The sequence below is a fragment of the Promicromonospora sukumoe genome (assembly GCF_014137995.1).
Lineage (GTDB): Bacteria > Actinomycetota > Actinomycetes > Actinomycetales > Cellulomonadaceae > Promicromonospora > Promicromonospora sukumoe.
The window spans coordinates 3,384,617-3,409,476 of the sequence record NZ_JACGWV010000001.1 but is presented as its reverse complement, the minus strand read 5'-3'; the positions used below and the strand labels follow the sequence as shown (position 1 = coordinate 3,409,476).

At 71.9% G+C, this 24,860-nt stretch carries 21 protein-coding genes; 10 read left to right on the top strand and 11 right to left on the bottom strand.

Annotation, left to right across the window (positions count from 1 at the left end; translation table 11 throughout):
• Window positions 1-29: 29 nt before the first annotated feature.
• The 4 genes from FHX71_RS15085 to FHX71_RS15070 all read right to left on the bottom strand — a co-directional run bounded on the left by FHX71_RS15085 (window position 30) and on the right by FHX71_RS15070 (window position 4,351).
• Window positions 30-1,217, bottom strand: a complete 1,188-nt coding sequence (locus FHX71_RS15085; RefSeq protein WP_182617664.1) for a glycoside hydrolase family 1 protein — start codon at window positions 1,215-1,217, stop codon at window positions 30-32.
• Between the two features lie 63 nt (window positions 1,218-1,280).
• Window positions 1,281-2,177 (bottom strand): carbohydrate ABC transporter permease, encoded by an 897-nt coding sequence (locus FHX71_RS15080; protein ID WP_182617662.1) that lies wholly within the window; start codon window positions 2,175-2,177, stop codon window positions 1,281-1,283.
• On the bottom strand, window positions 2,177-3,067 hold the full coding sequence (locus tag FHX71_RS15075; protein ID WP_182617660.1) for a carbohydrate ABC transporter permease: 891 nt from the start codon (window positions 3,065-3,067) through the stop codon (window positions 2,177-2,179). Before FHX71_RS15075 ends, FHX71_RS15080 begins: the two co-directional genes overlap by 1 nt.
• Before the next feature lie 3 nt (window positions 3,068-3,070).
• Complete coding sequence (locus FHX71_RS15070; RefSeq protein WP_312877059.1) at window positions 3,071-4,351, bottom strand: extracellular solute-binding protein; 1,281 nt, start codon at window positions 4,349-4,351, stop codon at window positions 3,071-3,073.
• Between the two features lie 261 nt (window positions 4,352-4,612).
• Here FHX71_RS15070 and FHX71_RS15065 point away from each other — a divergent pair, with 261 nt between their 5' ends.
• The gene (locus FHX71_RS15065; protein WP_182617656.1) at window positions 4,613-5,620 is read left to right on the top strand and encodes a LacI family DNA-binding transcriptional regulator; all 1,008 of its coding nucleotides are present in this window, start codon (window positions 4,613-4,615) and stop codon (window positions 5,618-5,620) included.
• Window positions 5,621-5,706: 86 nt separating this feature from the next.
• Here the strand turns inward: FHX71_RS15065 and FHX71_RS15060 are convergent, their stop codons facing one another.
• Window positions 5,707-6,471 (bottom strand): lysophospholipid acyltransferase family protein, encoded by a 765-nt coding sequence (locus FHX71_RS15060; RefSeq protein WP_182617654.1) that lies wholly within the window; start codon window positions 6,469-6,471, stop codon window positions 5,707-5,709.
• A 55-nt stretch (window positions 6,472-6,526) separates the two neighbouring features.
• Between FHX71_RS15060 and FHX71_RS15055 the strand changes: the two genes are divergently transcribed.
• The gene (locus FHX71_RS15055; RefSeq protein ID WP_182617652.1) at window positions 6,527-7,303 is read left to right on the top strand and encodes a hypothetical protein; all 777 of its coding nucleotides are present in this window, start codon (window positions 6,527-6,529) and stop codon (window positions 7,301-7,303) included.
• Between the two features lie 177 nt (window positions 7,304-7,480).
• On the opposite strand, the gene FHX71_RS15050 is transcribed toward FHX71_RS15055, so the two are convergent.
• On the bottom strand, window positions 7,481-8,425 hold the full coding sequence (locus tag FHX71_RS15050) for an ROK family glucokinase (RefSeq protein WP_182617650.1): 945 nt from the start codon (window positions 8,423-8,425) through the stop codon (window positions 7,481-7,483).
• A 165-nt stretch (window positions 8,426-8,590) separates the two neighbouring features.
• On the opposite strand from FHX71_RS15050, the gene FHX71_RS15045 reads away from it, so the two are divergent.
• On the top strand, window positions 8,591-10,423 hold the full coding sequence (locus tag FHX71_RS15045; protein ID WP_182617640.1) for an AMP-dependent synthetase/ligase: 1,833 nt from the start codon (window positions 8,591-8,593) through the stop codon (window positions 10,421-10,423).
• Between the two features lie 69 nt (window positions 10,424-10,492).
• Here the strand turns inward: FHX71_RS15045 and FHX71_RS15040 are convergent, their stop codons facing one another.
• Window positions 10,493-11,029: a GNAT family N-acetyltransferase gene (locus FHX71_RS15040; RefSeq protein WP_182617638.1), complete on the bottom strand. Its 537-nt coding sequence runs from the start codon at window positions 11,027-11,029 to the stop codon at window positions 10,493-10,495.
• 251 nt (window positions 11,030-11,280) lie between these two features.
• On the opposite strand from FHX71_RS15040, the gene FHX71_RS15035 reads away from it, so the two are divergent.
• Window positions 11,281-12,507, top strand: a complete 1,227-nt coding sequence (locus tag FHX71_RS15035) for a pyrophosphate--fructose-6-phosphate 1-phosphotransferase (RefSeq protein WP_182617636.1) — start codon at window positions 11,281-11,283, stop codon at window positions 12,505-12,507.
• 46 nt (window positions 12,508-12,553) lie between these two features.
• Window positions 12,554-13,915, top strand: a complete 1,362-nt coding sequence (locus tag FHX71_RS15030; RefSeq protein WP_182617634.1) for a class II 3-deoxy-7-phosphoheptulonate synthase — start codon at window positions 12,554-12,556, stop codon at window positions 13,913-13,915.
• A 74-nt stretch (window positions 13,916-13,989) separates the two neighbouring features.
• On the opposite strand, the gene FHX71_RS30070 is transcribed toward FHX71_RS15030, so the two are convergent.
• Window positions 13,990-14,355, bottom strand: coding sequence for an Rv2175c family DNA-binding protein (locus FHX71_RS30070; RefSeq protein ID WP_312877058.1), 366 nt, complete (start codon window positions 14,353-14,355; stop codon window positions 13,990-13,992).
• A gap of 118 nt (window positions 14,356-14,473) precedes the next feature.
• Here FHX71_RS30070 and pknB point away from each other — a divergent pair, with 118 nt between their 5' ends.
• Complete coding sequence (pknB, locus tag FHX71_RS15020; RefSeq protein ID WP_182617632.1) at window positions 14,474-16,375, top strand: Stk1 family PASTA domain-containing Ser/Thr kinase; 1,902 nt, start codon at window positions 14,474-14,476, stop codon at window positions 16,373-16,375.
• An 81-nt stretch (window positions 16,376-16,456) separates the two neighbouring features.
• On the opposite strand, the gene FHX71_RS15015 is transcribed toward pknB, so the two are convergent.
• Entirely contained in the window at window positions 16,457-17,617 is a 1,161-nt protein-coding gene (locus FHX71_RS15015) for a polyprenyl synthetase family protein (RefSeq protein WP_182617629.1), read from the bottom strand.
• 9 nt (window positions 17,618-17,626) lie between these two features.
• Window positions 17,627-18,229: a hypothetical protein gene (locus FHX71_RS15010; protein ID WP_182617627.1), complete on the bottom strand. Its 603-nt coding sequence runs from the start codon at window positions 18,227-18,229 to the stop codon at window positions 17,627-17,629.
• A 182-nt stretch (window positions 18,230-18,411) separates the two neighbouring features.
• On the opposite strand from FHX71_RS15010, the gene FHX71_RS15005 reads away from it, so the two are divergent.
• The 4 genes from FHX71_RS15005 to FHX71_RS14990 all read left to right on the top strand — a co-directional run bounded on the left by FHX71_RS15005 (window position 18,412) and on the right by FHX71_RS14990 (window position 24,325).
• On the top strand, window positions 18,412-19,941 hold the full coding sequence (locus FHX71_RS15005; RefSeq protein ID WP_182617625.1) for a DUF4192 domain-containing protein: 1,530 nt from the start codon (window positions 18,412-18,414) through the stop codon (window positions 19,939-19,941).
• A gap of 40 nt (window positions 19,942-19,981) precedes the next feature.
• Complete coding sequence (locus tag FHX71_RS15000; RefSeq protein ID WP_182617623.1) at window positions 19,982-20,347, top strand: universal stress protein; 366 nt, start codon at window positions 19,982-19,984, stop codon at window positions 20,345-20,347.
• 551 nt (window positions 20,348-20,898) lie between these two features.
• Window positions 20,899-22,587 (top strand): RNA polymerase sigma factor, encoded by a 1,689-nt coding sequence (locus FHX71_RS14995; RefSeq protein WP_376770130.1) that lies wholly within the window; start codon window positions 20,899-20,901, stop codon window positions 22,585-22,587.
• 154 nt (window positions 22,588-22,741) lie between these two features.
• The gene (locus FHX71_RS14990; RefSeq protein WP_182617618.1) at window positions 22,742-24,325 is read left to right on the top strand and encodes a SpoIID/LytB domain-containing protein; all 1,584 of its coding nucleotides are present in this window, start codon (window positions 22,742-22,744) and stop codon (window positions 24,323-24,325) included.
• Window positions 24,326-24,467: 142 nt separating this feature from the next.
• Here FHX71_RS14990 and FHX71_RS14985 read toward each other — a convergent pair whose 3' ends face one another.
• Window positions 24,468-24,674, bottom strand: a complete 207-nt coding sequence (locus tag FHX71_RS14985; protein ID WP_020014335.1) for a DUF7455 domain-containing protein — start codon at window positions 24,672-24,674, stop codon at window positions 24,468-24,470.
• Window positions 24,675-24,860 lie beyond the last annotated feature (186 nt).

The window sequence follows — 24,860 nt, the reverse complement described above, 5'->3', positions numbered from 1 at the left end:
ACGGGTACTGAGGTGAGGCTTACTGCGGCTCAGGCGGAGAGCTCTCCCGTGCGCGCGACCTTGCCGAGCCACGCGAGGCTCGGCTTGGGCGTGCGCTCGAACGTCGTGCGGTCGACGGCGACCAGGCCGAACGTGGGCCGGAAGCCGCTCATCCACTCGTAGTTGTCGAGCAGCGACCAGTGCAGGTAGCCGTCCACGCGGCAGCCGGCGGACATCGCGCGGGCCATGCCCGCGAGGGCGCCGGTGGTGTAGTCGATGCGACGGGCGTCGTCGGCCGTGGCCATGCCGTTCTCGGTGACGATCATCGGCACGCCGCCGGTGATCTTGTGGGTGTACTCCAGCGCCTCGCCGAGCGCCTGCGGGTAGTACTCCCAGCCGGTCAGGGTCTTCTCGACGTCGTCGCCGAAGGGGATGGGCTCGCCGTCGGCCCCGATGATGGTGCGCAGGTAGCTCTGCACGCCCACGAAGTCGTCGCCGCGGGCGACCTCCAGGAAGAAGTCCTCGCGCGGGTAGGCGTACGCGTCGCGGGCCTCCTGCGCGCCGGGCCCGGCCTGGAACACCTGGTTGGCGATGGTCCACCCGGCCTTGACGTGCCCCAGGCCGTGCAGGATGTCGACGGCGCGGCGGTGGGCGGTCGCCTGGATCTCGGAGGCGGCCTGGTCCGGGGCGGCGAGCCCGGCGGCGTCCAGGTTGGTGCGCCGGCTCGCGCCGAGCATCATCGAGGTGATGTTGGGCTCGTTGATGGTCACCACGTGGCCGACGTCGCCCAGGATCTGGCTGGCCGTCTCGACGTACCGGCTGAACAGGTCCACGGCGTCGGGAGCGAACCAGCCGCCGCGCTCGGCGAACCAGCGCGGCAGCGTGAAGTGCAGGAGCGTGACCATCGGCGTCACGCCCGCCTCCAGGCAGGTGTCGATCATCCGCCGGTAGTGCGCGAGCTGCGCCCGCGAGAACTCGCCCTCGGCGGGCTCGATGCGCGCCCACTCGATCGAGAAGCGGTAGGCGTTCAGGCCCGCGTCCGCCAGCAGCGCGATGTCCTCGCCGTAGCGGTGGTAGCTGTCGACGGCGTCGCCGGAGCTCTCCGCGCACAGCGACCCGGCGACGTGCTCCTTGGCCCACCAGTCGCTGTTGGTGTTGCCGCCCTCGATCTGGTGCGCGGCGGTGGAGGCACCCCACAGGAACGTGGGCGCGGTGGGCAGCGTGATCTGTTCGGTCACGGGAAGACTCCTTGCTGGTACGGCTGGCGGGCTACGGCTGGCCGGCTACGGCGGGCGGTGCGGCTACTTGAGGCCGGTGGTCGCGATGCCCTGCACGATGTGCCGCTGCAGGGCCAGGAAGACGATGAGGATCGGCAGCACGATGACGGTCGCGCCCGCCACGAGCAGGCCGTACTGCACGGTGTTCTGCCCCGTGGAGTACAGGGCGAGGGCCACGGGCAGCGTGTACTTGTCGGCCGACTGCACGGCGACCAGGGGCCACAGGAAGTTGTTCCAGGACCCGAGGAACGTCAGGATGCCGAGCGTCGCCAGCGCGGGCTTGGTCTGCGGCAGGACGACGGCGAAGAACGTGCGGAACTCGCCGGCCCCGTCGACGCGGGCGGCGTCGAGCAGCTCGTCGGGGATGTCGAGCATGAACTGCCGCATGAGGAACACGCCGAACGGCGCGGCCAGGAACGGCAGGATCAGCGCCGCGTAGGTGTTGATCAGGTCCAGGTTGGCCACGAGCACGAACAGCGGCACGAACGTGACCATGCCCGGGACCATCAGCGTGCCCATGACCAGCAGGAACAGGGCCCGGCGGCCGGGGAAGTCGAGCTTCGCCAGCGCGTAGCCGACCATCGCGCTGAACAGGACCGACCCGACGGTCACGACGAGCGCCACCACCACCGAGTTGGCGAAGAACCGCGGGAAGTCGAGCGTCGCGAACAGCTCGGTGTAGTTGGACCAGGTGAACTGCTCGGGCAGCAGGCTGGGCGGGAACTGCCGGATCTCGCCCTCGGGCTTGACCGAGGAGACGATCATCCACAGGAGCGGCCCGAACGAGGCCGCGAGGCCCAGCAGGAGCACGACGTTGAGCAGGATCGCGCGCGGTGTGAAGCGGCGGGTGGCGGGCCGGCGCGGGGCGGACCCCTGCGGGGCGCCGCGCCGCGTGCCGGGCCGCTCGGTGAGGACAGTCATCACTTCTCCGTCCTGAGCAGGCGGAACTGGAGGTAGGACAGGATCACGATGGCGACGAACAGCACGTAGCTCATCGCGGCCGACAGGCCGTAGTTCCCGAACCCGAACTGGTTGAAGATCTCGTAGGCCACGGAGTTGGTGGCCCCCAGCGGCCCGCCCTGCGTCATGACGAACGGCTCCTCGAAGAACTGCAGGTAGCCGATGCCGGTGATGACGGCGCAGAACAGGATGGTGGGCCGCAGCAGCGGGACCGTGATGGACCGGAACTGCCGTACGGCGCCGGCGCCGTCGATGGCGGAGGCCTCGTACAGGTCCTTCGGGATGCCCTGCAGCCCGGCGAGCAGGATCACCATGGAGTACCCGACGTTGCGCCAGGTCGCCATCATGATGAGCGAGGGCATGGCCCAGACCTCGTCGGTGAGCCAGCGCGGCCCCTCGATCCCGAACAGGCCGAGGCCCGAGTTCACGAGCCCGAAGTCGGGCTGCAGGAGGAACCTCCACACCACCGCCACCGCGACGATCGACGTCACGACCGGCGCGTAGAAGCCGACGCGGAACACGGACCGGAACCAGGTCAGGCCCGAGTTCAGCAGGACCGCCAGCAGCAGCGCGATACCGAGCGTGAGCGGCATGGCCACCCCGACGAAGTAGAGCGTGTTGCCGGCGGCCTGCTGGAACTTCGGGTCGGCCAGGACGGCCGCGAAGTTGTCGAACCCCACGAAGTTCACGGCCCAGGGCGTCCTCAGGTCCTTGCCCTGCATGTCGGTGAACGCCATGTACAGCGAGGACGCCACCGGGACCAGCATGAACACGGCGAAGAGGAGCGTGAAGGGCAGCGCGAACCCCCAGGCGGCGAGGCCCGTGCGGCGGCGGCGTGCGGAGACGGCCACGGGTCAGTCCAGACCCGTCCCGATGGAGGTGGCCGCTTCCTGCATCTTGGCGGCGGCCTCCTCCGGCGTCAGGTCGCCCGCGATGGTCTGCTCGATGATCAGGTCGAGCTCGTGCTCGATCTCGGACCACGTCGGGATCGCGGGGGTCGAGCGCGCGGTCTCCAGCACGCCCTGGTAGACGGCCACGGCGTCGTCGTCGGCGAGCGCGGGGTCCTCCCACGAGGACTGGACGGCCGGCAGGTCGCTCGAGATCTCGAACCAGTCCACCTGGGCGGCCGGGTCCGTGGCGAACTGGACGAACTTCCAGGCGGAGTCGGGGTTCTCGGCGTCCGCGAGGACGGCGAGGTTGGAGCCGCCGATGAACGACGCCGTCGTCTCGTCGGCGGGCAGCGGCACCACGCCGAACTTGTCGGCGAAGTCGTCACCCGCGGTGGTCAGCAGGTTCGCGCGCTCCCAGGGGCCCGAGACGAACGATCCGAGCTTGCCGTCGATGAAGTTCTGCACCTTCTCGTCCTCGACGAGCACCGGCGGAGCCAGGCCGTCGCGCATGAACGAGGAGTAGTAGTCCAGGGCCTTGACCTGGGCCTCGTTGTCGAGCGTGAACTCGCCGGCGTCGTCCAGGATCTCGCCGCCCGCCTGCCAGTAGAACGGGAAGTACATCAGCGCGGTCGAGTTGCCGCGCGTCTGCAGGGCGATGCCGTTGTCGGCACCGGCGTCCTGCAGCCCGGCCGCGAAGTCGGTGAGGCCCGCCCAGTCCTCGGGCGCCTCGACGCCGGCGTCCTCGGCGAGGTCGGTGCGGTAGTACAGGACGCGCGACTCGACGTACCACGGCACGCCGTACGAGGTGCCGTCCACCTCGGTGGTCTCCCAGGCGCCCGGGAAGAACGCGTCGGAGTCGATGTCCTCGGGCGTCGGCGCGAGGCCGTCCAGCCCTACGAAGCCGCTCATCAGGGTGGTGCCCACCTGCATGACGTCGGGCACCTCGCCCGTGGCGATCGCCGTGTTGATCTTCTCGGTGGACGACTCCCACGGCACCGGCGTGACGTTCACGGTGACGTCGGGGTTGTCGGCCTCGAACTGCTCGGCGAGCTCGGGGAGCAGCTCGCCCTCCGTGCCCATCGCCCAGACCTCGACGGCGCCGCTGGCGGGGCCCTCGGAGATGCTGTCGGCGCTGTCCGCCGTGGTGGTGCCGGCCTCGTCGCTGCGCCCGCACCCGGTCAGGGCGAGGGCCAGCGTGAGGGTCGACGCCGTCGCCGCGACGGCGAGGCGAGGTGTCCTGTTCACGATCACTCCTTTGTTGATCTCTGTTTCCGAAATTTCGAAGCCGAATCTCGGAAAGACTCCGGGAGGTTAGACGGGGTGCCGGGTGGTGTCAACCAGCGCCTGCCGGGCCTCTGTCTGATTTCCGCGCGCTTCCTGGCGGCTTGCGGGGGTAGTTTCCCGGGGCACCCGGCAGAATGGGCTACCATCCTGATTTCGGAAACCCTGCTCTCGAACGACCCTGCTCTCGAAACGCTTGCGCACACCCTGTCCGACGGAGGACCCATGGCAACCGACCAGCCGCACATCCCGCTCGCCGTCGTCGCGGCCGAGGCCGGCGTCTCGGTCCCGACGGTCTCCAAGGTGCTCAACACCCGCCCCGACGTGTCCGGCAAGACCCGGGCGCGCGTCACCGAGGTGCTGGAGCGGCACGGCTTCGTCGTGCGCCCGCCGTCCGCCAAGCCCACCGGCATGATCGACGTGCGCATCGTCGACTTCGAGGGGACCTGGTCCGAGGCAGTGGTCCGGGGCGCCGTCGCGGGCGCCCGGCGCTTCGGGCTCGACGTCGTCCTGGCGGTCGAGCCCGACCCCGACGACTGCAGCGCCTGGGTGCGGCACGCGCTGGAGCGCGGCACCGACGGCCTGGTCAGCATCGTCGCCGTGCCCGACGCCGAGGCGCGGCGCGCCCTGGAGAAGACGGGCACGCCGCTGGTCGTCGTCGACCCGCGCCAGCGGCCGCCCGAGGGGATGCTCAGCGTCGGCGCCACCAACTTCCAGGGCGGGCTGGAGGCCACGGCCCACCTGCTGTCCCTCGGCCACACCCGGATCGCCACGATCACGGGCGCGCTGGAGCAGGACAACGCCATCGCGCGGCTCGCGGGCTACCGGGCCGCGATGATCCGGGCCGGCCTGACCACCGACGACGACCTCGTGCACGTGGGCGCCTACGGCGTCACCTCGGGCTACGAGGGCGCGCAGCGGCTGCTGGGCCTGGACGACCCGCCCACCGCGATCTTCGCCAGCAGCGACGACACCGCGCTCGGGGCGCTGCGCGCGCTGCGCGAGGCCGGGCTGGTCGTGCCCCGCGACGTCTCGCTCGTCGGCTTCGACGACCTGCCCATCGCGCCGTGGATCGACCCCGCCCTGACCACGGTGCGGCAGCCGCTCGCCGAGATGGGCGCCACCGCCGTCGACCTGGTGCACCGCGCCCGCACGGCCAGCGGTCACACCCTGCGCACCGAGCTCGCGACCAGCCTCGTGGTGCGGGCGTCGAGCGCGGCGCCGCCACGCTAGAGGCCGCAGCGGTAGAGGCTGACGCGTAGAGGCGGGCGCGCCGGTGCGCCCGCCTCGTCACGCCGCCCCGGTGGAGGGCGGGAGCGTCAGCGCTTGGGGCGCTGCGGCTTCTCGACCTCCGGCAGGGGCAGGCCGCCCGGGCCCTCCTCCGACGTCGGGATCGCGGGCTCGCCGCGGGCCGCGCGCTCCTTGGCGCTCGCCGCGTACGCGTCCACGTACTCCTGGCCCGACAGCGCGAGGATCGCGTACTCGATCTCGTCCGCGACGGCGCGCAGCACGAACTTGTCGCTCTCCATGCCCTTGTACCGGCTGAAGTCGAGGGGTTCGCCGATCACGGCGCCGAGCGGCATGAACGTGGGGATCGTCTTGCCCACCGGCTGGGCGACCTCGGTGTCGACCATGGCGACGGGGATGACCGGGGCGCCCGACTCGAGCGCCATCCGCGCCACGCCCGTCTTCGCCTTGTAGAGCCGGCCGTCGGGGCTGCGGGTGCCCTCGGGGTAGATGCCGAACAGGGTGCCCTCGCGCAGCACGCGCAGGCCCGTGCGCAGCGCCGCCTCGCTCGCGGCACCCCCGGAGCGGTCCACGGGGATGACGCCGATACCCGTCATGAACCAGGCCACGATCTTGCCCTTGAGGCCCTTGCCCGTGAAGTAGTCGGACTTGCCGAGGAAGGTCACGCGGCGCGAGATCAGCAGCGGCAGGATGAACGAGTCGATCACCGCCAGGTGGTTGCTGGCCACGATCGCGGCGCCGGTGCGGGGCACGTTCTTGCCGCCGACGACCCATGGCTGGTACGCGAGGCGCAGCAGCGGGCCGACCAGCACGTTCCTCATCACCCAGTAGAACAAGATTCCTCCTCAAGACCCGCCCCCGCGGGCCCCCTGACGACAATAGAGTGTGCCCATGGCCGCATCGAACACCGACGACCGAGACGACGACGTGCCCGGCGACACCCCACGCGAGCTGGGGGACGACGACGTGGCCTCGCGCTGGGCCGACATCGTCGCCACCCTCGGCGACATGGACGTCTCTCGGGCCGACGGGGAGACCGACGGCGCGGAGAAGTCCGCCGCATCCTCTCAGACATCGCGCCCCGGTGACGAGGGCAGCGACGACGGCGGTGACGACGGCGGTGACCTGGGCGGCGACAAGAGCCCTGGTGCCGACGGCGCTCGCGGCGGTGCGGCCGGCGATCGTGACGGCGCCGGGCGCGGCACGGCCGGGCCGCGGGTCAGCGGCTGGAGCGACGGCGGCTGGGCGGGCGGCGACTGGACGGTCGGGGGAGCGGCCTCCGGCTCTGCCGACGCCGGCTCCCGCGACGGCTCCGGCACGGGTCCGGACGCCGGCTCGCGCGCGACCCCGCCGTCGGGCCCCCGCGACTGGCCGCTCTCGCCCGACGCCGAGGCCCTGGAGGAGGCGGACTCGCACTTCACGCCGCCCGAGCCGCCCGCGCTGCTGTCCCGCGACCCGCTGCTGACGATGGCGTGGAGCTTCGTCGTCGGCATCCCGGTGCTCGCGGTGGTCGGGATGATCGTGTCGGCGGCGGTGCCCGCCGTCTCCATCCCGCCGCTGGCGGGCCAGATTGGGCTCGGCCTGTTCGTCGCGGGCCTGGGCGTGCTCATCTGGCGGATGCCGCACCAGCGCGACCCGGACGACGACGGGCCTGGTGCCGTCGTCTGAACCGGAGGCGCAGCGCAGGGTGAGGGCCGAGGAACGAGGCATCTCGCCCGGAGCGGAGCCGCAGGTTCAGACGACAGAAAGCATCGTCTAGTTCGCCCGAAACGTGTCAGACGTACAGATCACCCGGGTGATCTGTACGTCTGACACGTTTGGAGCAGGGGCGGACTCGGGAAGCGCTCAGCGCCGCGCGAGGTCCGCCGCGCCCACGATGCCCGCCTCGTTGCCGTGCTCGGCGAGCTCGATCGCCGCCACGGGCCGGTGCCCCATCGCGGAGAGCTGGGCCTCGAAGCCGCGGCGGACCGGGCCGAGCAGCAGCTCGCCGGCCGCGCCGACGCCGCCGCCGATGACGATGAGCTCGGGGTCGAGCAGGGCCGCGACGGACGCGGAGCCCTCGCCGATCCAGCGCCCGAGGGTCGCGAGCAGCTCGATCGCCAGCTCGTCGCCCTCCTGGGCGGCCTCGGTCACCATCTTGCCGCGGATCTTCTCCGGGCTACCGCCCGCGAGCTCGAGCAGGCGCGCCGCCTGGTCCACCCGGGCGACGGCGGCGTGCTGGGCGTCGCGCTCCAGCGCGCTGCCCGACGCGTACTGCTCCCAGCAGCCCTCGTGGCCGCACCCGCAGTAGTGCCCCTCGGGCACGACGCGCATGTGGCCGACCTCGGCGGCCATGCCCCACTTGCCGCGCACCAGCTCACGCTCGGAGATGACGGCGCCCCCCAGCCCGGTCCCGACCGTGAGCATCAGCATGTCCGTGGCCTCGCGGCCCGCGCCGAACCGGAACTCGGCCCAGCCCGCGGCGTTGGCGTCGTTCTCGACGACGATCGGCAGGTCGGCGTCGACCAGCTCGGCCACCTTCGCGGCCAGCGGGTACTCGCGCCACGCGATGTTGGGCGCGAAGTTCACGGAGGTGCGGTCCGGGCTCACGAAACCGGCCGCGGCCAGACCGATCGCCCCGACCTCGTGCTCCTTGACGAGCTCGTTGCACGCGTCCGCGATGGCCCTGTCGATGTGCGCGACGTCGTCGGCGTCGGTCTCCCGGCGCACCTGGGCGAGGATCTTGCCGTCCTCGTCGACGACTCCCACAGCGATCTTGGTGCCGCCGATGTCCACCCCGATGGCGTGCATTGGTCCTCATGTTCTCTCGTTGCGCGACGGCCGCGAGGACCGTCCAGAAGGGGGCTGCACCACGAAGGTGCGCAGAACCAGGGTAGCGACCGCGCGGAGTGCAACACGCGACGTCCGTTTCCCGGTATCTTTGCAGGCACGGTCAGTACTGCCACTGGAGTCAGAATGGACGAGATCTTCAGCCCGATCCTCATCGAGCTGCCCCCCACCTCCAATCTCAACGATGTCCTTGCCGAGCGGGTCGGCGCCGGTGCCGACAAGCCGATGATGGAGGTTCCTGCGGGGAAGGGCGAACCCTGGCGGGTCGTCACTGCCGGCGAGTTCGACGCCCAGGTGGTCGCTGTGGCGAAGGGCCTCGTGGCCCACGGCATCGAGCCCGGGGACCGCGTCGGCATCATGTGCCGCACGCGGTACGAGTGGGCCGTGCTGGACTTCGCGGCCTGGGCCGCGGGTGCGGTGCCCGTCCCGGTCTACGAGACCTCCTCGGCCGAGCAGGTCGAGTGGATCCTCTCCGACGCCGAGGTGAAGCTGGTCTTCACCGAGACCGCGGCCCACGCCGCCACCGTCGCCGAGGTGCGCGACGCCGTCCCGCTCGTGACCGACGTGCTCGTCATCGACGACGGTGCGCTCGACGCGGTCGCGGCGGACGGCAAGGACGTGCCCGACGCGGAGATCACCCGCCGCCGGGGCCTGTCCGGCCTCGACGACCTCGCCACGATCATCTACACCTCGGGCACCACGGGCCGCCCGAAGGGCGCCGAGCTGACGCACCGCAACTTCGCGTCGCTCGCCGTGAACGCCGTCGAGGCCGTGCCGGAGGTGTTCGCCAAGGAGGGCGGACGCACCCTCCTGTTCATCCCGATGGCGCACGTGTTCGCGCGCTACATCCACGTGCTCGCGGTCGCCGGCGGCGTCGTCACCGGGCACTGGGCCGACACGTCGACCCTGGTCAACGGCCTGGGCGAATTCAAGCCGACCTTCATCCTCGCAGTGCCGCGGGTGTTCGAGAAGGTCTACAACACGGCCGAGCAGACGGCGGCGGCCGGCGGCAAGGCCAAGATCTTCCACTGGGCCACGGCGACGGGCATCGCGTGGTCGCGCGCGCTCGACACGCCGTCGGGCCCGGGGCTGGGCCTGCGGCTGCAGCACGCGGTCGCCAGCGCGCTGGTGTTCTCCAAGCTGCGCGCCAGGCTCGGCGGGCAGGCGGAGTTCGCGGTCTCGGGCGGCGGCCCGCTGGGCGAGCGCCTCGGGCACTTCTACCGCGGCCTGGGCCTGAAGGTGCTGGAGGGCTACGGCCTCACCGAGTCCACGGCCCCCACCAGCGTGAACCGTCCGACGGCGACCAAGATCGGCTCCGTCGGCCTCCAGCTCCCGGGCTGCGGCGCCAAGATCGCCGAGGACGGCGAGATCCTGCTCAAGGGTCACCACATCTTCCGGGCGTACCACAAGAACGAGGCCGCGACGGCGGAGTCGTTCACCGAGGACGGCTGGTTCCGCACCGGCGACCTGGGTGTGCTGGACGACGACGGGTTCCTCACGATCACCGGCCGCAAGAAGGAGATCATCGTCACGGCGGGCGGCAAGAACGTGGCGCCCTCCATGCTGGAGGACCGCATCCGGGCGCACGCGCTGGTCAGCCAGTGCGTCGTCGTCGGCGACGGCAAGCCGTACATCGGCGCGCTCTTCACGCTCGACGCCGAGGGCCTGCCGGGCTGGCTCAAGATGCACGGCAAGCCCGCGATGTCGGTGGACGAGGCCCGCAAGGACCCGGACGTGCTCGCGGCCCTGGACGGCGCCGTCCAGCGGGCGAACAAGTCGGTGTCCAAGGCGGAGTCGATCCGCAAGTACACGGTGCTGGCGGGCGACCTGACGATCGAGAACGGCTACCTCACGCCGAAGCAGAGCGTGAAGCGGGCGGTGTTCCTCAAGGACTACGACGCCGACGTCGAGCGCCTGTACGCGGACAAGAACAAGGACAGCCTGCACCTACTCAACTAGCTCTTCCCGCTCGTTCCCGCGCACATGTCAGACCCACAGGTCACCCGGGTGACCTGTGGGTCTGACACGTCACCCGGTGGTGAACGAGATCCAGGTGTCCGGCGGGAGGTCCGGGCGGCCCGGGACCGCGCGGTGCTCCTCCGTCCAGGCGGTGCCGACGGCGTCCGCGGCCACCGCCCGCCAGAAGCGCACCGCGGGCGGGTTGGCGTCCTGGAACGCGATCTCCCAGCGGCCCGGGAACGCGGCCAGCACGTTGGCCGCGAGCTCCCGGCCGACGCCGATCCGCCGCACGCCGCGCACCACGAAGAACGAGCTGAGCACCCGCGTCGGGCCGTCGAGCCCTCGCACCAGGGCGAACCCGACCGGTGACGGCGGGGCGCCGTCGGGCTCCAGGTGCGCGACGACGCCGCGCCAGCCCGGGTCGGTGAACGCCGCGTCGAGCCGCTCGCGCCGGAACTGGCCGCTCGGGTCCGGCAGCGCCCCCGAGATCTCGGACATGTCGTGCCGGAACAGGAGCCAGAGCCGCTCCAGCACGGGCTGGTCCGCCGGCGTCGTGGGCCGGATCGTCAGGTGTGCGGGCGCGGGCGGAGGAGAAAGGTTCGTCATAAATGGAAAGCCTCCCGGGCCGCTTGGCACCGGGAGGCTCGCTTGCACCATCTCACGCGGCCCGGGGGCCTGTCGAGACCCCTCGTGCCGGATGGATGCCGGGCGAGCGGCGGGTGAAGTGGCGGGTGCTCAGTCACCGGACGTGCCGAGCGGTGTCCCCGGTGCTCAGTAGGATGACGACGAAGGGTGCCGCGCGGGCGATCGCCGGCGGAGGCGCCCCCGAAAGTTCCCTGATGAGAGGTGCTCCTCCGATGGCTGTTCGTCGTGTGGCCCTGCTGACCGCCGGCGGCTTCGCGCCCTGCCTGTCGTCGTCGGTCGGCGGCCTGATCGAGCGTTACACAGAGCTCGACCCCGAGATCGAGATCATTGCCTACCTGCACGGCTACCACGGCCTGCTGACGGGCAACAAGATCGAGATCGACGAGGAGGCCCGCAAGCAGGCCCATGTCCTGCACAAGTTCGGCGGCTCGCCGATCGGCAACTCGCGCGTGAAGCTGACCAACGTCAAGGACGCGGTCAAGCGCGGCCTGGTCCAGGAAGGTCAGGACCCGCTGCACGTCGCCGCCGAGCAGCTCAAGGCCGACGGTGTGGACGTGCTGCACACCATCGGTGGTGACGACACGAACACGACGGCCGCCGACCTGGCCGCGTACCTGCACGAGAACGGCTACGAGCTCACCGTGGTGGGCCTGCCGAAGACGATCGACAACGACGTGGTGCCGATCAAGCAGTCGCTGGGCGCGTGGACCGCCGCCGAGGAGGGCGCGAAGTTCGCCGCCAACGTCATCGGCGAGAACCGCGTGGGCCCGCGCATGCTGATCGTGCACGAGGTCATGGGCCGCCACTGCGGCTGGCTCACGGCCGCTACCGCGCAGTCCTACCGCGGCTGGCTCGACGACCAGGAGTGGGCCCCTGCCCTCGGCCTGACGCGCGAGCGCTGGGACGTGCACGCCGTGTTCCTGCCGGAGCTCGAGATCGACCTCGAGGGCGAGGCCAAGCGCCTGCGCGGCGTGATGGACGAGATCGGCAACGTCAACATCTTCCTGTCGGAGGGTGCGGGCATGCACGAGATCGTGGCCCAGCTCGAGGCGGCCGGCGAGACGGTGGAGCGCGACCCGTTCGGGCACGTGAAGCTCGACACGATCAACCCGGGCCAGTGGTTCGCCAAGCAGTTCGCGGAGAAGCTGGGCGCCGAGAAGGTCATGGTGCAGAAGTCGGGCTACTTCTCGCGCGCCGCGGCCGCCAACGCCGAGGACCTGCGCCTCATCAAGTCGATGACCGACTACGCGGTGGAGTGCGCCCTGCGCGGCGAGTCCGGCGTCATCGGCCACGACGAGGAGGACGGCGACCGGCTCAAGGCCATCGCGTTCCCGCGGATCGCCGGCGGCAAGGCGTTCGACGTCTCGCAGGAGTGGTTCGGCCAGATCCTCGCCGAGATCGGCCAGCCGCTCGTGCCGGCCGCACCCGCGGAGCACTGAGCACCGTGCGGGCACCACTGGTAGCACCAGCACCACGGGCGGGCCGATGAGCACCGTCACCGACCCGGCCGAGCGGGCCACGGGCCCGGCGGGGCTGGACCACTACCGCACGCTGGAGGCGCGGCAGCAGCCGACGTGGCCGGACCCGGCCGCGCTCGCGGCGGCCACCGGCCGCCTGGCCCAGGCCGCGCCCATCGTGGTGCCCGCACAGGCCGACACCCTGACCCAGCGGCTCGCCGCCGCCGGGCGGGGCGAGGCGTTCCTGCTCCAGGGCGGGGACTGCGCGGAGACGTTCGCCGAGGCGAACGCCGACCGCATCCGCAACAAGATCCGGACCATCCTGCAGATGGCGGTGGTGCTCACGCACGGCGCGAGCACCCCGGTCGTCAAGATGGGGCGGATGGCGGGCCAGTACGCCAAGCCGCGCTCCAGCGACACGGAGACGCGCGACGGCGTGACGCTCCCGGCCTACCGCGGCGACATGATCAACGGGTTCCCGTTCACGCCGCAGGACCGCATCCCCGACCCGGAGCGGCTGGAGCAGGCGTACCGCATCTCGTCGGCGACGGCGAACGTCGTGCGGGCCTTCACGCAGGGCGGGTTCGCCGACCTGCGGCAGGTGCACGAGTGGAATCGCGGCTTCATGCGCAACCCCGCCTACGCGCGGTACGAGAAGACGGCGGACGAGATCGACCGCGCCATCCGCTTCATGCACGCGTGCGGCGCCGACTTCGACGCGCTGCGCTCCGTGGAGTTCTTCCTGAGCCACGAGGCCCTGGTGCTCGACTACGAGCGGGCGCTGACCCGCACGGATCAGCGCACCGGCAACGCCTACGACACCAGCGCCCACTTCCTGTGGATCGGCGAGCGCACGCGCCAGCTCGACGGCGCCCACGTGGACTTCATGTCCCGGATCGCCAACCCGATCGGCGTGAAGCTCGGCCCGACGACGACGCCGCACGACGCCCTGGCGCTCACCGAGCGGCTCAACCCGGACAACGTGCCGGGGCGCCTCACGTTCATCACGCGGATGGGCGCGGGCCGGGTGCGCGACGTCCTGCCGTCGCTGGTCGAGGCCGTGACCTGGTCGGGCGCGAACGTCACGTGGGTGACCGACCCGATGCACGGCAACACCATCACGTCGGACAGCGGCTACAAGACCCGCCGGCTGACGGACGTGCTCGACGAGGTGGCCGGGTTCTTCGAGGTGCACAAGGCGCTGGGCACCGTCCCGGGCGGTCTGCACATGGAGCTCACCGGCGACGACGTCACCGAGGTGCTCGGCGGCAGCGAGGAGATCTCCGACGCGGGCCTCGCGCTGCGCTACGAGACGCTCGTCGACCCGCGGCTGAACCACCAGCAGTCGCTGGAGCTGGCGTTCCAGGTCGCGGAGATGCTCCGGCGGTAGGTGTAGGTGTTGCTGCGGCCGCCGCTGAAGGCGGCCGCAGGAACCGTCAGTGCAGCGCTGTCAGAGCAGCGCCGTCAGAGGAGCGTCTGCGCCACCCGGCGAACCGCGGCGCGCTTGCCGCCGATCAGGGAGTCCACGGGCCGCTCGCCGAGCTCGTCGTTCGGCGTGAAGAGCCACTCGAGGATCTCCGCGTCGGTGAACTGGGCGTCGGACAGCACCATGATGGTGCCGCGCAGCGTCGGGATGATGCCGGGGCGACCCTCGACGTCGGGCAGCACGAAGACCGCCGGGACCTGGAAGGTCGTCCGCTCGCCACGCTTGATGCCGACGACGTACCGGTCGCTCACGAGGCCGCGGACCTTGCCGACCTCGATGTCGAGGGACTCGGCGAGGTCGGGGAGGGTCTGCCATTCGCCCACGAGGGCGTCGAGATCTGTCACGGGAGAAGCCTAGGCGACGGGGCGCGGGCCCGGGACACGGCAACGATCCGGCAACGGCCGAGTGTCCGGTATGCGCGTTCCGGCCGGGCCGTGGGTGGTCACCCGTACACTCCCAACCGTGGCTCAGGTGACGGCAGACCCCCTCATCGGCCGTCTGGTCGACGGGCGGTACGAGATTGTCGCGCGCGTGGCGCGCGGAGGAATGGCCACGGTGTACCGGGCGCGTGACACGCGCCTGAACCGTGAGATCGCGCTCAAGGTGATGCACCCGCACCTCGCGGACGGGGAACAGGCGGCGAGCTTCCGGCAGCGCTTCGAGCGCGAGGCCCGTTCGGCCGCCGGCCTGCAGCACCACGGCGTCGTCGCCGTGTACGACCAGGGCACCGACGGCGAGATGCGCTACCTGACGATGGAGTACGTGCCGGGCACCAACCTGCGCCAGCTCATCCGGGACGGCGACATCACGCTGCGCCGCTCGTTCGCGATCCTCGACGTGGTGCTCTCCGCGCTCGCCGCCGCGCACGCCAAGGGCATCGTGCACCGTGACATCAAGCCGGAGAACGTGCTGCTGGAAGAGGGCACCGGCCGGCCCAAGGTGGCGGACTTCGGCCTGGCCCGCGCCATCTCCGAGGTGTCGAACACGACGACGGGCACGGTGCTGGGCACCGTGGCCTACCTCGCGCCCGAGACCATCGCCACGGGGCACGTCGACGCCCGTGCGGACGTGTACGCCGTCGGCATCCTCGCGTTCGAGCTGTTCACGGGCCGGCTGCCGCACGAGGGTGAGGGGCCCATCCAGGTCGCCTACGCGCACGTCAACACCGACGTGCCGCCCGTGAGCGCGTTCGCCGGCCACCTGGGCCGCCCGCTCGACCTGCTGGTCCGGGCCCTGACGGCGCGCGACCCCGACCGCCGTCCGCACGACGCCGCCGTCGCGCTCGACGCGCTGCGCAACACGTTCCGGCAGATCCCCAACGAGGTGCTGGACATCCCCGCCAAGGCGGCGCCCCCGCCGTCGTCCGCCGCGGTGAAGGCCGCGCGCACCGCCGTCGTGGAGCGGCCGCCGGCCGGCGGCTGGACGGCCCAGCAGCAGCCGCCGCAGCCGCCCCCGCCGCAGGCGCCGCCCGAGCGGCAGTCGCGACGCGGCGGCAAGATCCTGCTGGCCGTCGCCCTGGTCGCCGTGCTGTTCAGCGCCTGGTGGTACACGGAGCAGGGTCCGGGTGCCTACGCGGTGGTCCCCAACGGGGTGGTCGGCGTGACCGAGGCGCAGGCCGAGGAGGCGCTGGACGCGGCGGGGCTGACCCCGTCGAGCGTGGGGCAGCACGACTCCGACGTGCCCGAGGGCGAGGTCATCTCGGTGGTGCCCGACGAGGGGCGGCGCTGGCAGCGCGACGAGCCCGTGCGCCTCGTGGTGTCGCTCGGCCCCGAGGTGGCCGAGGTGCCCGCGGGACTGGTGGGCATGTCCGAGGAGGAGGCGCGGGCCGCGCTGCGCGGCGTCGGCCTGGTGGACGTCGAGGTCTCCCGCGAGTACTCCGCGGACGTGGCGCGCGACCAGGTGATCTGGGCCTCCGTCCGCGAGGGCGGCACCGTGCCGACGGACGAGACCGTCCGGCTCACCGTCTCGGACGGGTCGCCGCCGGTCACCGTGCCCGACGTGACCGGCCTGTCGGCGGGCGATGCCACGGACGCCCTGTCCGCGCAGGGGTTCGAGGTCGTGCGGGAGGACAAGTCCGACAAGAAGGTCGAGGCCGGGGCGGTCATCGGCACCAAGCCGGACGCCGGCAAGGGCGCCGAGCAGGGCAGCGCAGTCACGATCGTGGTCAGCAAGGGCGAGAAGGGCACCGTGCCCGACGTCGTCGGCCTGTCGGTCGAGGACGCCCAGGCCGCGCTCGACGAGGCCGGCTACACGTCGGTGGTGCGCGGGTTCGGCGAGCTGTTCGGGGAGGGCGTCTCGGAGACCGATCCCGCGGCGGGGGAGAAGCTGAAGAAGGGCGAAGAGGTCACCATCTGGACCTGGTGAGCCGGGTCTGACTGGTGAGCTGGACCTGGTGAGCCGGGTCTGACTGGTGAGCTGGACCTGGTGAGCTGGACCTGGTGAGCCTCAGGCCGCCCGGTCGACCGCCGCGTGCGCCAGGTCGGTGAGCAGGCCCCGGCCCGGCTCCGTCAGGTCGGCCAGGTCCAGCAGCGCGTGGCCGCGGACGGCGAGGTCGGTGATGAGCTGCTCGACGGCGTCCAGCGCGCCCGAGCCCACGATGACCTCGCGCACGCGCGCCACGTCCTCGTCGGACAGGGCGGGGTCGCCCAGCGCGGACACGAGGACCGCCGCCTCGGGGCCGTCGACGTCGGGCAGCAGCGCCAGGGTGCGGGCCACGACCACCGTGCGCTTGCCCTCGCGCAGGTCGTCGCCGGCGGGCTTGCCCGTGACGGCAGGGTCGCCGAAGACACCGAGCACGTCGTCGCGGAGCTGGAAGGCCTCGCCGAGCGGCTGGCCGGCCGCCTCGATCTCGGCCGCCGCGCGCGGACCCGCGCCCGCCAGCAGCGCGCCCAGCGCGAGCGGCGCGGCCACGGAGTAGCTCGCGGTCTTGGCGCGCAGCACGTTCCGGGCGCGCTCCTCGTCGGCGGCGGGGTCCTGGCCCCACGGCTCCGCCTGGACCAGCACGTCCAGGAACTGGCCGACCACGACCTCGCTCTGCATCGTGTCGAAGCGGGCCCGGGCCGCGTCGGCGACGACTGCGGGCAGCGGCGCGAGCGCCGCCGACAGCTCGCGCTGGGCAGCCAGGAGCACGAGGTCGCCGATCAGGATCGCGGCGGAGTCGCCGAACCGCACCGGCTCGCCGGCCCAGGCCGCGCTCGCGTGCCGCGCGGCGAACGCCCGGTGCGCCGTGGGGCGGCCGCGGCGGGTGTCGGAGTTGTCCATCACGTCGTCGTGCAGCAGGGCCGCGGCCTGGAAGAGCTCCAGGGCGGCGCCCACCCGGACGGCCGCAGTGCGGGCGGGGTCGGCCGGGTCGGCGGAGCCGCCGTGCGCGCGGAAGGACCAGTAGCAGAACGCGGCCCGCAGCCGCTTGCCGCCTGCCAGCAGCCCGACGGCCTCCTCGACCATGGCCTCGGCGCTCGGGCTGATCGACCCGACCTCGGCCGTCAGCCGGGCCAGGTGAGCGGCCACGGCGGCGTCGACGTCGGCACGCAGGTGCTCGGCGTCGACGAGGGCGGCGGGGCTCAGCGGGCTGGTAGGTGCGCTGGTACGGGCGGGGGAGACGGGCACGGCACCAGCCTATGGGGTTCGGACGGTCCCGCTGATCGAGCAGAGGCGGCGGTCGCCGTCGTCGAGCACGCCTACCACAAGCGACTCCTGCACCTCGCCCGACTTCCCCTTCGTGATGCGCAGGAACGCCGTCTGCGCGGTCAGCCCGCTCGAGTCCGGCGCGGAGATCTGCTTGAAGCCCTGCGCGGTCAGGATCTGCTTGGCCTGCTTGATCACCTGGTCGGTCTTGCGGCTCGACGAGAGGTTGAGCGTGACCTGGGTCATCGCGACGGCCTTGGCCTTCTTCGCACCCTCCGAGGTCGGCGCCGGCTGCGCCGACGAGGCGAGCAGCGTGGCGTCCTCGGGCATCGGGAACAGGTCGGCCGGGAAGCCCTGCGCGTACGTCGCCACCGCGGACGACGGGTCGAAGGTCGGCAGCTCCGTCGGACCGCCCGTCACGGCCGCGCTCGGCTCCGGGCTGCCCGACGCCGTGCTACCCGACGCCGTGCTACCCGACGGCGTGCTACCCGACGCGGTCTGCTCGGTCCCCGTCCCGCACCCCGCGGTAGCAAGCGCCAGCCCGACGGCGGCGGCGAGCGCGGCCGTGCGGCGGGTGGTGGCGAGACGTGGCACGTCGCACACGGTAGCCGCACAGGGCCGGGTGGCGACAGCGTGTGGTGATCGGGCCGTGCTCGGACCCCGGGCAGACCGCCCTGACGGAGCCGTGCGGGAACGAACGCGACCACAGGTTTTTCGTTGTCCACACTGCCGCCCTGGGCGCGCTCGGGCCCCGTTCCCCGGCTGGGATCGACGACATGAACCCCGACGAGCGCCGCCCCGACGAGCGCACCCTCAACAGTCCTGTACCCAGTGTTCCCGGCTCAGGTGGCCCTGGCCCTGCTCCCGCGATCTCTGATGCCCGCCGCTCCGTCCCGAACGCCCGGGTGGTGCGCGTGGCCGGGCCGGAGGACCTCCTCGCCTACGTGCCCTACCGGCTCGGCTTCGAGCCGGTCGAGTCCGCCGTGCTGGTGAGCCTCACCGGTCCGCGGCAACGGGTGGGGCTCGTCGCGCGGGTCGACCTGAGCGACCTCCGCCTGCGCCGCCCGGGCGACCCCGACGGGCCCGACGGGGCTGCCACCGCGCGCTGGCTCGCCGACCACGTCGTGGCCGACGGCGCGGACCGGGCCGTCGTGGTGCTGTACACCGGGACCGACCCGACGGCGCCGGCGGGTGCCGCACGGCGGGCCGTGGACCTGATTCGCGCCCGGCTCGACCACAGGCTGCCGGGCACCGAGGTCTGGCACGTGTCGCCGACGGGCTTCCGGGCGCTCGACTGCACCGACCCGCTGTGCTGTCCGCCCGGCGGCAGGCCGCTGGCCGTGCTCAAGGGCAGCCGCGTCGCCGCCCACATGGTGCTGGAGGGCCGCACCGTGGCAGGCACCCGCGAGGAGCGGTACACCCTGCGCGCGGCGCCCGAGGCCGCCCGCACGCAGGCGCGGCGCGCGGCCGCACGCTGGACCGACACGCACCGGCGCCTGCTGCACCGCACCACCTACCCGAACGGCGGACCCATCGACGGCCCGCTGCTCGGGCAGACCGGGGCAGCATCAGTCGATACTGCCGGGCGGCCAGGTCGGTCCGAGCGACCCGGACGGGCCACGAGCGCGGCCGCCCGGGTAGAGCAGGCCGGACGGGAGCTCGCGGACTGGGGAGCCGAGAGCCTGGGCCTGTGGCGCTCCGCGGTGCGCCTGGTGGCGGACGCGCAGCCCGGGCAGCCCGTGACGCTGTCCCCGGTGGACCTCGGCAAGATCGGGGCGGCGCTCGCGGACACGCCCGTCCGGGACGCGGTGCTGCTCACCCTCGTGCCAGGTACCGCGGAGACGGCGCTGCGCACCGCGCGGCGGGAGACGGACGGCGACACGGACCGGTCGACGGGCGCCGTCATGGCGCAGATCGTCGACCCGGACCGGGGCATCCCGCCTGACGAGGACCTCACGCGTCCGGCCCGCGCCGTGCTGGAGGCCGTCGTCACGCACGTGCCACGCAACCGGCGGGCTCCGGCGTACCTGCTGCTGGCGATCCTCGCCTGGTGGCACGGCGACGGCGGGCTGGCGGCCGAGCGCGTGTCGGACGCCCTCGGGGTGGACCCGGACCACAGGCTCGCCCTGGTGCTGCGCAGTGCGATCGCCGGGGGAGTCCCGCCGGGCTGGGTGCGGCGCGAGCAGGCCTTCTTCCACCGGGAGTTCCGCGGGGAGACGGACGGGGAGACAGAACGGGAGACCGAAGGGGCGACGGAAGGGGAGACAGAAGGGGAGGCGGAATCGGACGAGCTGGCCGCCGTGTGAGGCACCGGGTGGGGTGTCGTGTGGGGTAGCGTCGGCTGACATGACGATCGTCGTCGGCCACCTCGCCACGCCCGAGGGCCAAGAGGCTCTCCGTACCGCAGTCTCCGAGTCCCGGGAGCGCAAGGCCCCGCTGGTCGTCGTCACGAGCGGGAAGCGTCCGCTCGACGAGTGCCAGGCGGAGCTGGACGAGCTCCGGAGCGGCCCGGCGGCCGGGCTCGACGTGCGGCTCGAGGAGGGCACCGGCGACCTCGCCGAGGACCTGATCCGCACGGCCACGAGCACTGGCGCCGAGCTGATCGTGATCGGGCTGCGCAAGCGCAGCCCCGTCGGCAAGCTCATCCTCGGCGCCGGCGCGCAGCGGATCCTCGTCGAGGCGCCGTGCCCTGTGCTGGCCGTCAAGGTCTGAACGGCCGGCGGCTGAGCGGCCAGGGCCTGAGCGCTCGAGGTCCGAGCGGTCGAGGTCTTAGCAAGGCCGCAGCGGTCAAGGTCTGAGCAGCGCCTCCCCGGCGGTGCGCCGGGGCCGGCACACCGCCGGCGCCGGGCCGCGCCAGGGGTGATCTCGCGGGTGGTTTCCAGGCCCGTCCAGGGGCCCGCTTCCGGGGTGTTCTCAGCGCTCGGGTCGAGGCGGGTCCGAGGCCGTGCCCAGTGCTCGTCCGGCGTCCGTCCGACGTCTGTCCAGGGGTATCACCCGAGGCGGCGGGCGGTGTCCGGCGCCGTGCCTGGTCCCGCGCATATTCGCCGGATCGGGAATGGTGCGCGCACCTGGTTCGTTGACTCTGGGCACGCGAAATCTGAAACCCCGCGGGGTGGACCCGCCCGACGTGACTTCGCACTGACTTTGCCCATATCACCGCGTTCGTCGCGGGGTACAGGGAGGCCGACGGTACAATATATATGTTCGCCGGCGGAAGAAGAAGGTCCAGTGACGGCCCCGCCGGCGGTACACCGCCCCCTCGAATGCCGAAAGGTCGGTTTGTGGCGCCCACTCCGCTGAAAGCCCCCCAGGACATCGCTCCTGTCCCTGCACGCGACAACCTGCCCCGTGAGTTCGAGCATCCTGCCTTGCAGGAGCTCCTCGCTCGCGGTGCCGCCGACGGCTCGGTCGACGCCGAGAACTTCCGGCGTGCATGCGAGACCGCGGAGGTCGGTGACGCCAAGCGGCTGAAGGCGGTGCTGCGCGCACTGGCCAACGCTGGTGTGCAGGTCGGACTTCCCACCATGACGAAGGTGGCCGCCGCGTCGGCCACCCGTTCCACAGCGGTCGCCGCCAAGGCGCCCGCCGACGAGGCGGAGGCCTCCGCGAAGCCTGCCCGGCGCACCCGGGCCACGGCCGCGAAGACCACGACCGCCAAGAAGTCGACCCCGGCGCGCTCCACCGCGAAGCCGAAGGACGACGACATGCCGGACGACGTCGATCTGAACGACATCGACGACGTCGATGACGATGACGAGGCGACGACGAGCACACGCAAGAAGCCGGCGGCCAAGGCCGGCGCGAAGAAGACCGCAGCTCGGGGCAAGTCGAAGTACGACAACATCGAGCCCGACGGCGTGGCCGTCGAGGACCCCGAGGAAGAGACCGACTCCGGTCCCGAGACCGTCACCAAGACGACTCGTGGCCGCGGCGGCAAGACGGTCAAGGAGGGTGACGAGAGCTCCGGCTTCGTCGTCTCCGACCGTGACGACGACGACCAGCCCGCACAGCAGGTCGTCACCGCCGGTGCCACGGCGGACCCGGTCAAGGACTACCTGAAGCAGATCGGCAAGGTCGCGCTGCTGAACGCGGAGCAGGAGGTCGAGCTCGCGAAGCGCATCGAGGCCGGCCTGTTCGCGGAGGAGCGTCTCGCCACCACGGAGTTCGACCGTGACGACAAGGACCAGCGCCGCTTCGAGCGCGACCTGAAGTGGATCGCGCACGACGGCAAGCGGGCCAAGAACCACCTGCTGGAGGCCAACCTCCGCCTCGTGGTCTCGCTGGCCAAGCGCTACACGGGCCGCGGCATGCTGTTCCTGGACCTGATCCAGGAGGGCAACCTCGGTCTGATCCGTGCGGTCGAGAAGTTCGACTACACCAAGGGCTACAAGTTCTCGACCTACGCGACCTGGTGGATCCGGCAGGCGATCACGCGTGCCATGGCCGACCAGGCCCGCACCATCCGCATCCCGGTGCACATGGTCGAGGTCATCAACAAGCTGGCCCGCGTCCAGCGCCAGATGCTCCAGGACCTGGGCCGCGAGCCCACGCCGGAGGAGCTGGCCAAGGAGCTGGACATGACCCCCGAGAAGGTGGTCGAGGTCCAGAAGTACGGCCGCGAGCCCATCTCGCTGAGCACCCCGCTCGGCGAGGACGGCGACAGCGAGTTCGGTGACCTCATCGAGGACTCCGAGGCCGTCGTCCCGGCGGACGCCGTGTCGTTCACGCTCCTGCAGGAGCAGCTGCACCAGGTCCTCGACACGCTCTCCGAGCGTGAGGCGGGCGTGGTCTCCATGCGGTTCGGCCTGCAGGACGGCCAGCCCAAGACCCTCGACGAGATCGGCAAGGTCTACGGCGTGACGCGCGAGCGCATCCGGCAGATCGAGTCCAAGACGATGTCGAAGCTCCGGCACCCCTCGCGGTCGCAGGTGCTGCGCGACTACCTCGACTGAGACATCGGTCGAGACATCGACTGAGCGGTGACCGATAGGCCGGCTGAGACATCAGCCGGCACGTCGGCCGGTACCTCGGCCGACCTGACGCCGGGCGGGTGAACTTCTTCGGAAGTACACCCGCCCGGCGTCGTCGTATGGGAGCGTGCCCGATGTGTCCACCTTGATCAACGCCGCTCCCGGGGCACGTCTTGCCCGGGTGGTCGCGGCAGTCCTCGTCTCGCTCCTCGCCGTCGGCCTGTCCGCGGTGCCCGCCGCCGCGGCCGGGTACACGCTGACGGCGTCCGGCACGACCACCACGACGGCGACGGTGGCGAAGTCCCTGTCGGTGACGTACAAGTACAACGGCAGGGTGCAGAAGCGGGCCAAGGTGGACCTGCAGCGGTACAGCAACCGCTCGTGGGTCAAGGTCAAGACCCTGACGACGAGCGCGACGGGCAAGGCCTCGTCGTCGGTCAAGCCGTCCGCCACCACCAAGTACCGGTTCAAGACGGCGCGGGCGACGAGCTCGACGCTGACGGTGACGGTCGTGCCGGGCTCGTGGGCGATCGGCGGCTCGGGCTACGGGCACGGCGTGGGGATGGCGCAGTGGGGCGCCTACCAGATGGCGCGCGAGGGCAGCTCCGCCGCGGAGATCCTGCGCCACTACTACCCGGGCGCGACGGTGGGCACCACGGCCAACCCGTGGACGACGGTCGACGTGCAGGTGCTCGGCCGGTCGGACGACCCCGCCACCACCAGCCTGAGCCTGTCCGCCGGGTCGTGGCGCCTGCTCGACGGCGGCGGGGCGCAGCTCGCCACCGGCACGTCGGCGCGCAAGATCTCGATCGCCCGGACGTCGTCCGGCGTCACCGCCCAGATCACCGAGAACGGCACGGTGCGGCAGACGATCAGCGCGCGGCCGACGCTCGGGCTGGAGTGGACGGGCACCCGGTACTGGGAGCCCACCGGCACCGCCGGCACGGTCACGGTGTCCGGCGCGCAGGGCAGCTACCGCCACGGCCGCCTGCGGATCAGCAGCCCCGGCTCCCGGCCCAACGTGGTCAACCAGGTGGTCATCAACGACGAGTACCTCTACGGGCTCGACGAGATGGCCTCGCTGTGGGGCACGAGCGGATACGGCGGGGCCGCGGCCCTCCAGGCGCAGACGATCGTCGCGCGCAACTACGCGATCCTGGCCAAGACCGCGGGCCTGAAGTCCTCGTGCGACTGCCACCTCTACGACGACACCCGCAGCCAGAACTACGTGGGCTGGAAGAAGGAGGGCGGCGAGGCCGGCGCGACCTGGCGTGCGGCCGTGGACGCCACCCGGCAGGACGGCGCCGGGACGGTCACGGTCGTGCGCAACACGTCGGGCGGTATCGCCGAGACGCCGTACTTCGCGGCGTCGGGCCGTGGTGGCAGCTACTCCGGCACCACGAACAACCAGGACGCCTTCGGGACCGCCGCGCAGTCCCACCTGCAACACGTGTCCGACCCGTACTCGAAGCGGGCGCCGGGCAACCCGTACACGACGTGGACCGGGGTGCTGAGCCAGGCCCGGGCGCAGAAGATCTTCGGCCTCAAGTGGGTCGCGTCGGTGAAGATCACCGCGCGCTACTCGAGCGGTCAGATCAAGACGATGCAGGCGGTGTCGACCGGCGGAAGCACCCGCACGGTGACCAAGACCGCGGAGGGCTGGCGCATCGACCTCGGGTTCCGGGGCTCCTGGGGGCACGCGGTGACCGCGCGGAAGTAGAGCGCGCGGAAGTAGGGCGCGCGGGAGCGGGCGGCGTCGGCGGAGGACCGGCGGGTACGACGACGGCGGTGGGTCACCTGGGAAGGTGACCCACCGCCGTGGTCGGTTCTAGGTCTTGGTCCGGTGGGTGTCCGGCCTGGGTTCAGGCCTGGCCGTGCTCCGCATGGAGCCGGTCGGTCTCGTCCTGGACATGGGTGGCGACGTCCGCGTAGGCGGACGCGTGTGCGCGCGCGTGGTGGCCGCAGAAGAGCAGCTCGCCCACGGGCAGAACGACGCGCACGTAAGCCTGCGCGCCGCAGCGGTCGCAGCGGTCGAGGGCGGTGAGCGGTTCGGTCGTCAAGGTCGTCACATCTCCATCCAACCATTCGCTCGCGCGGTTCATGCCGGCCCGGGTGGGCGGTTCGCTGCGAGCATAGCGGCGTGGCTCACAGTTCTGGTGCCGTTCCGCCCCTAATTGCGCTGAAAGGGTAATTTCTGTCATGGGGTGAATCTCGGCGTCACACCCACGTCACACGGTCGTTCGAGGTGCGTAACG

Coding starts and splice junctions, on each gene's coding strand:
- FHX71_RS15065 (WP_182617656.1), top strand. CDS start 4,613: ATGGCAACCGACCAGCCGCACATCCCGCTCGCCGTCGTCGCGGCCGAG.
- FHX71_RS14995 (WP_376770130.1), top strand. CDS start 20,899: ATGCCGAAAGGTCGGTTTGTGGCGCCCACTCCGCTGAAAGCCCCCCAG.
- FHX71_RS15055 (WP_182617652.1), top strand. CDS start 6,527: ATGGCCGCATCGAACACCGACGACCGAGACGACGACGTGCCCGGCGAC.
- FHX71_RS15045 (WP_182617640.1), top strand. CDS start 8,591: ATGGACGAGATCTTCAGCCCGATCCTCATCGAGCTGCCCCCCACCTCC.
- FHX71_RS15035 (WP_182617636.1), top strand. CDS start 11,281: ATGGCTGTTCGTCGTGTGGCCCTGCTGACCGCCGGCGGCTTCGCGCCC.
- FHX71_RS15080 (WP_182617662.1), bottom strand. CDS start 2,177: ATGACTGTCCTCACCGAGCGGCCCGGCACGCGGCGCGGCGCCCCGCAG.
- FHX71_RS15050 (WP_182617650.1), bottom strand. CDS start 8,425: ATGCACGCCATCGGGGTGGACATCGGCGGCACCAAGATCGCTGTGGGA.
- FHX71_RS15005 (WP_182617625.1), top strand. CDS start 18,412: ATGAACCCCGACGAGCGCCGCCCCGACGAGCGCACCCTCAACAGTCCT.
- FHX71_RS15000 (WP_182617623.1), top strand. CDS start 19,982: ATGACGATCGTCGTCGGCCACCTCGCCACGCCCGAGGGCCAAGAGGCT.
- FHX71_RS15030 (WP_182617634.1), top strand. CDS start 12,554: ATGAGCACCGTCACCGACCCGGCCGAGCGGGCCACGGGCCCGGCGGGG.
- FHX71_RS15040 (WP_182617638.1), bottom strand. CDS start 11,029: ATGACGAACCTTTCTCCTCCGCCCGCGCCCGCACACCTGACGATCCGG.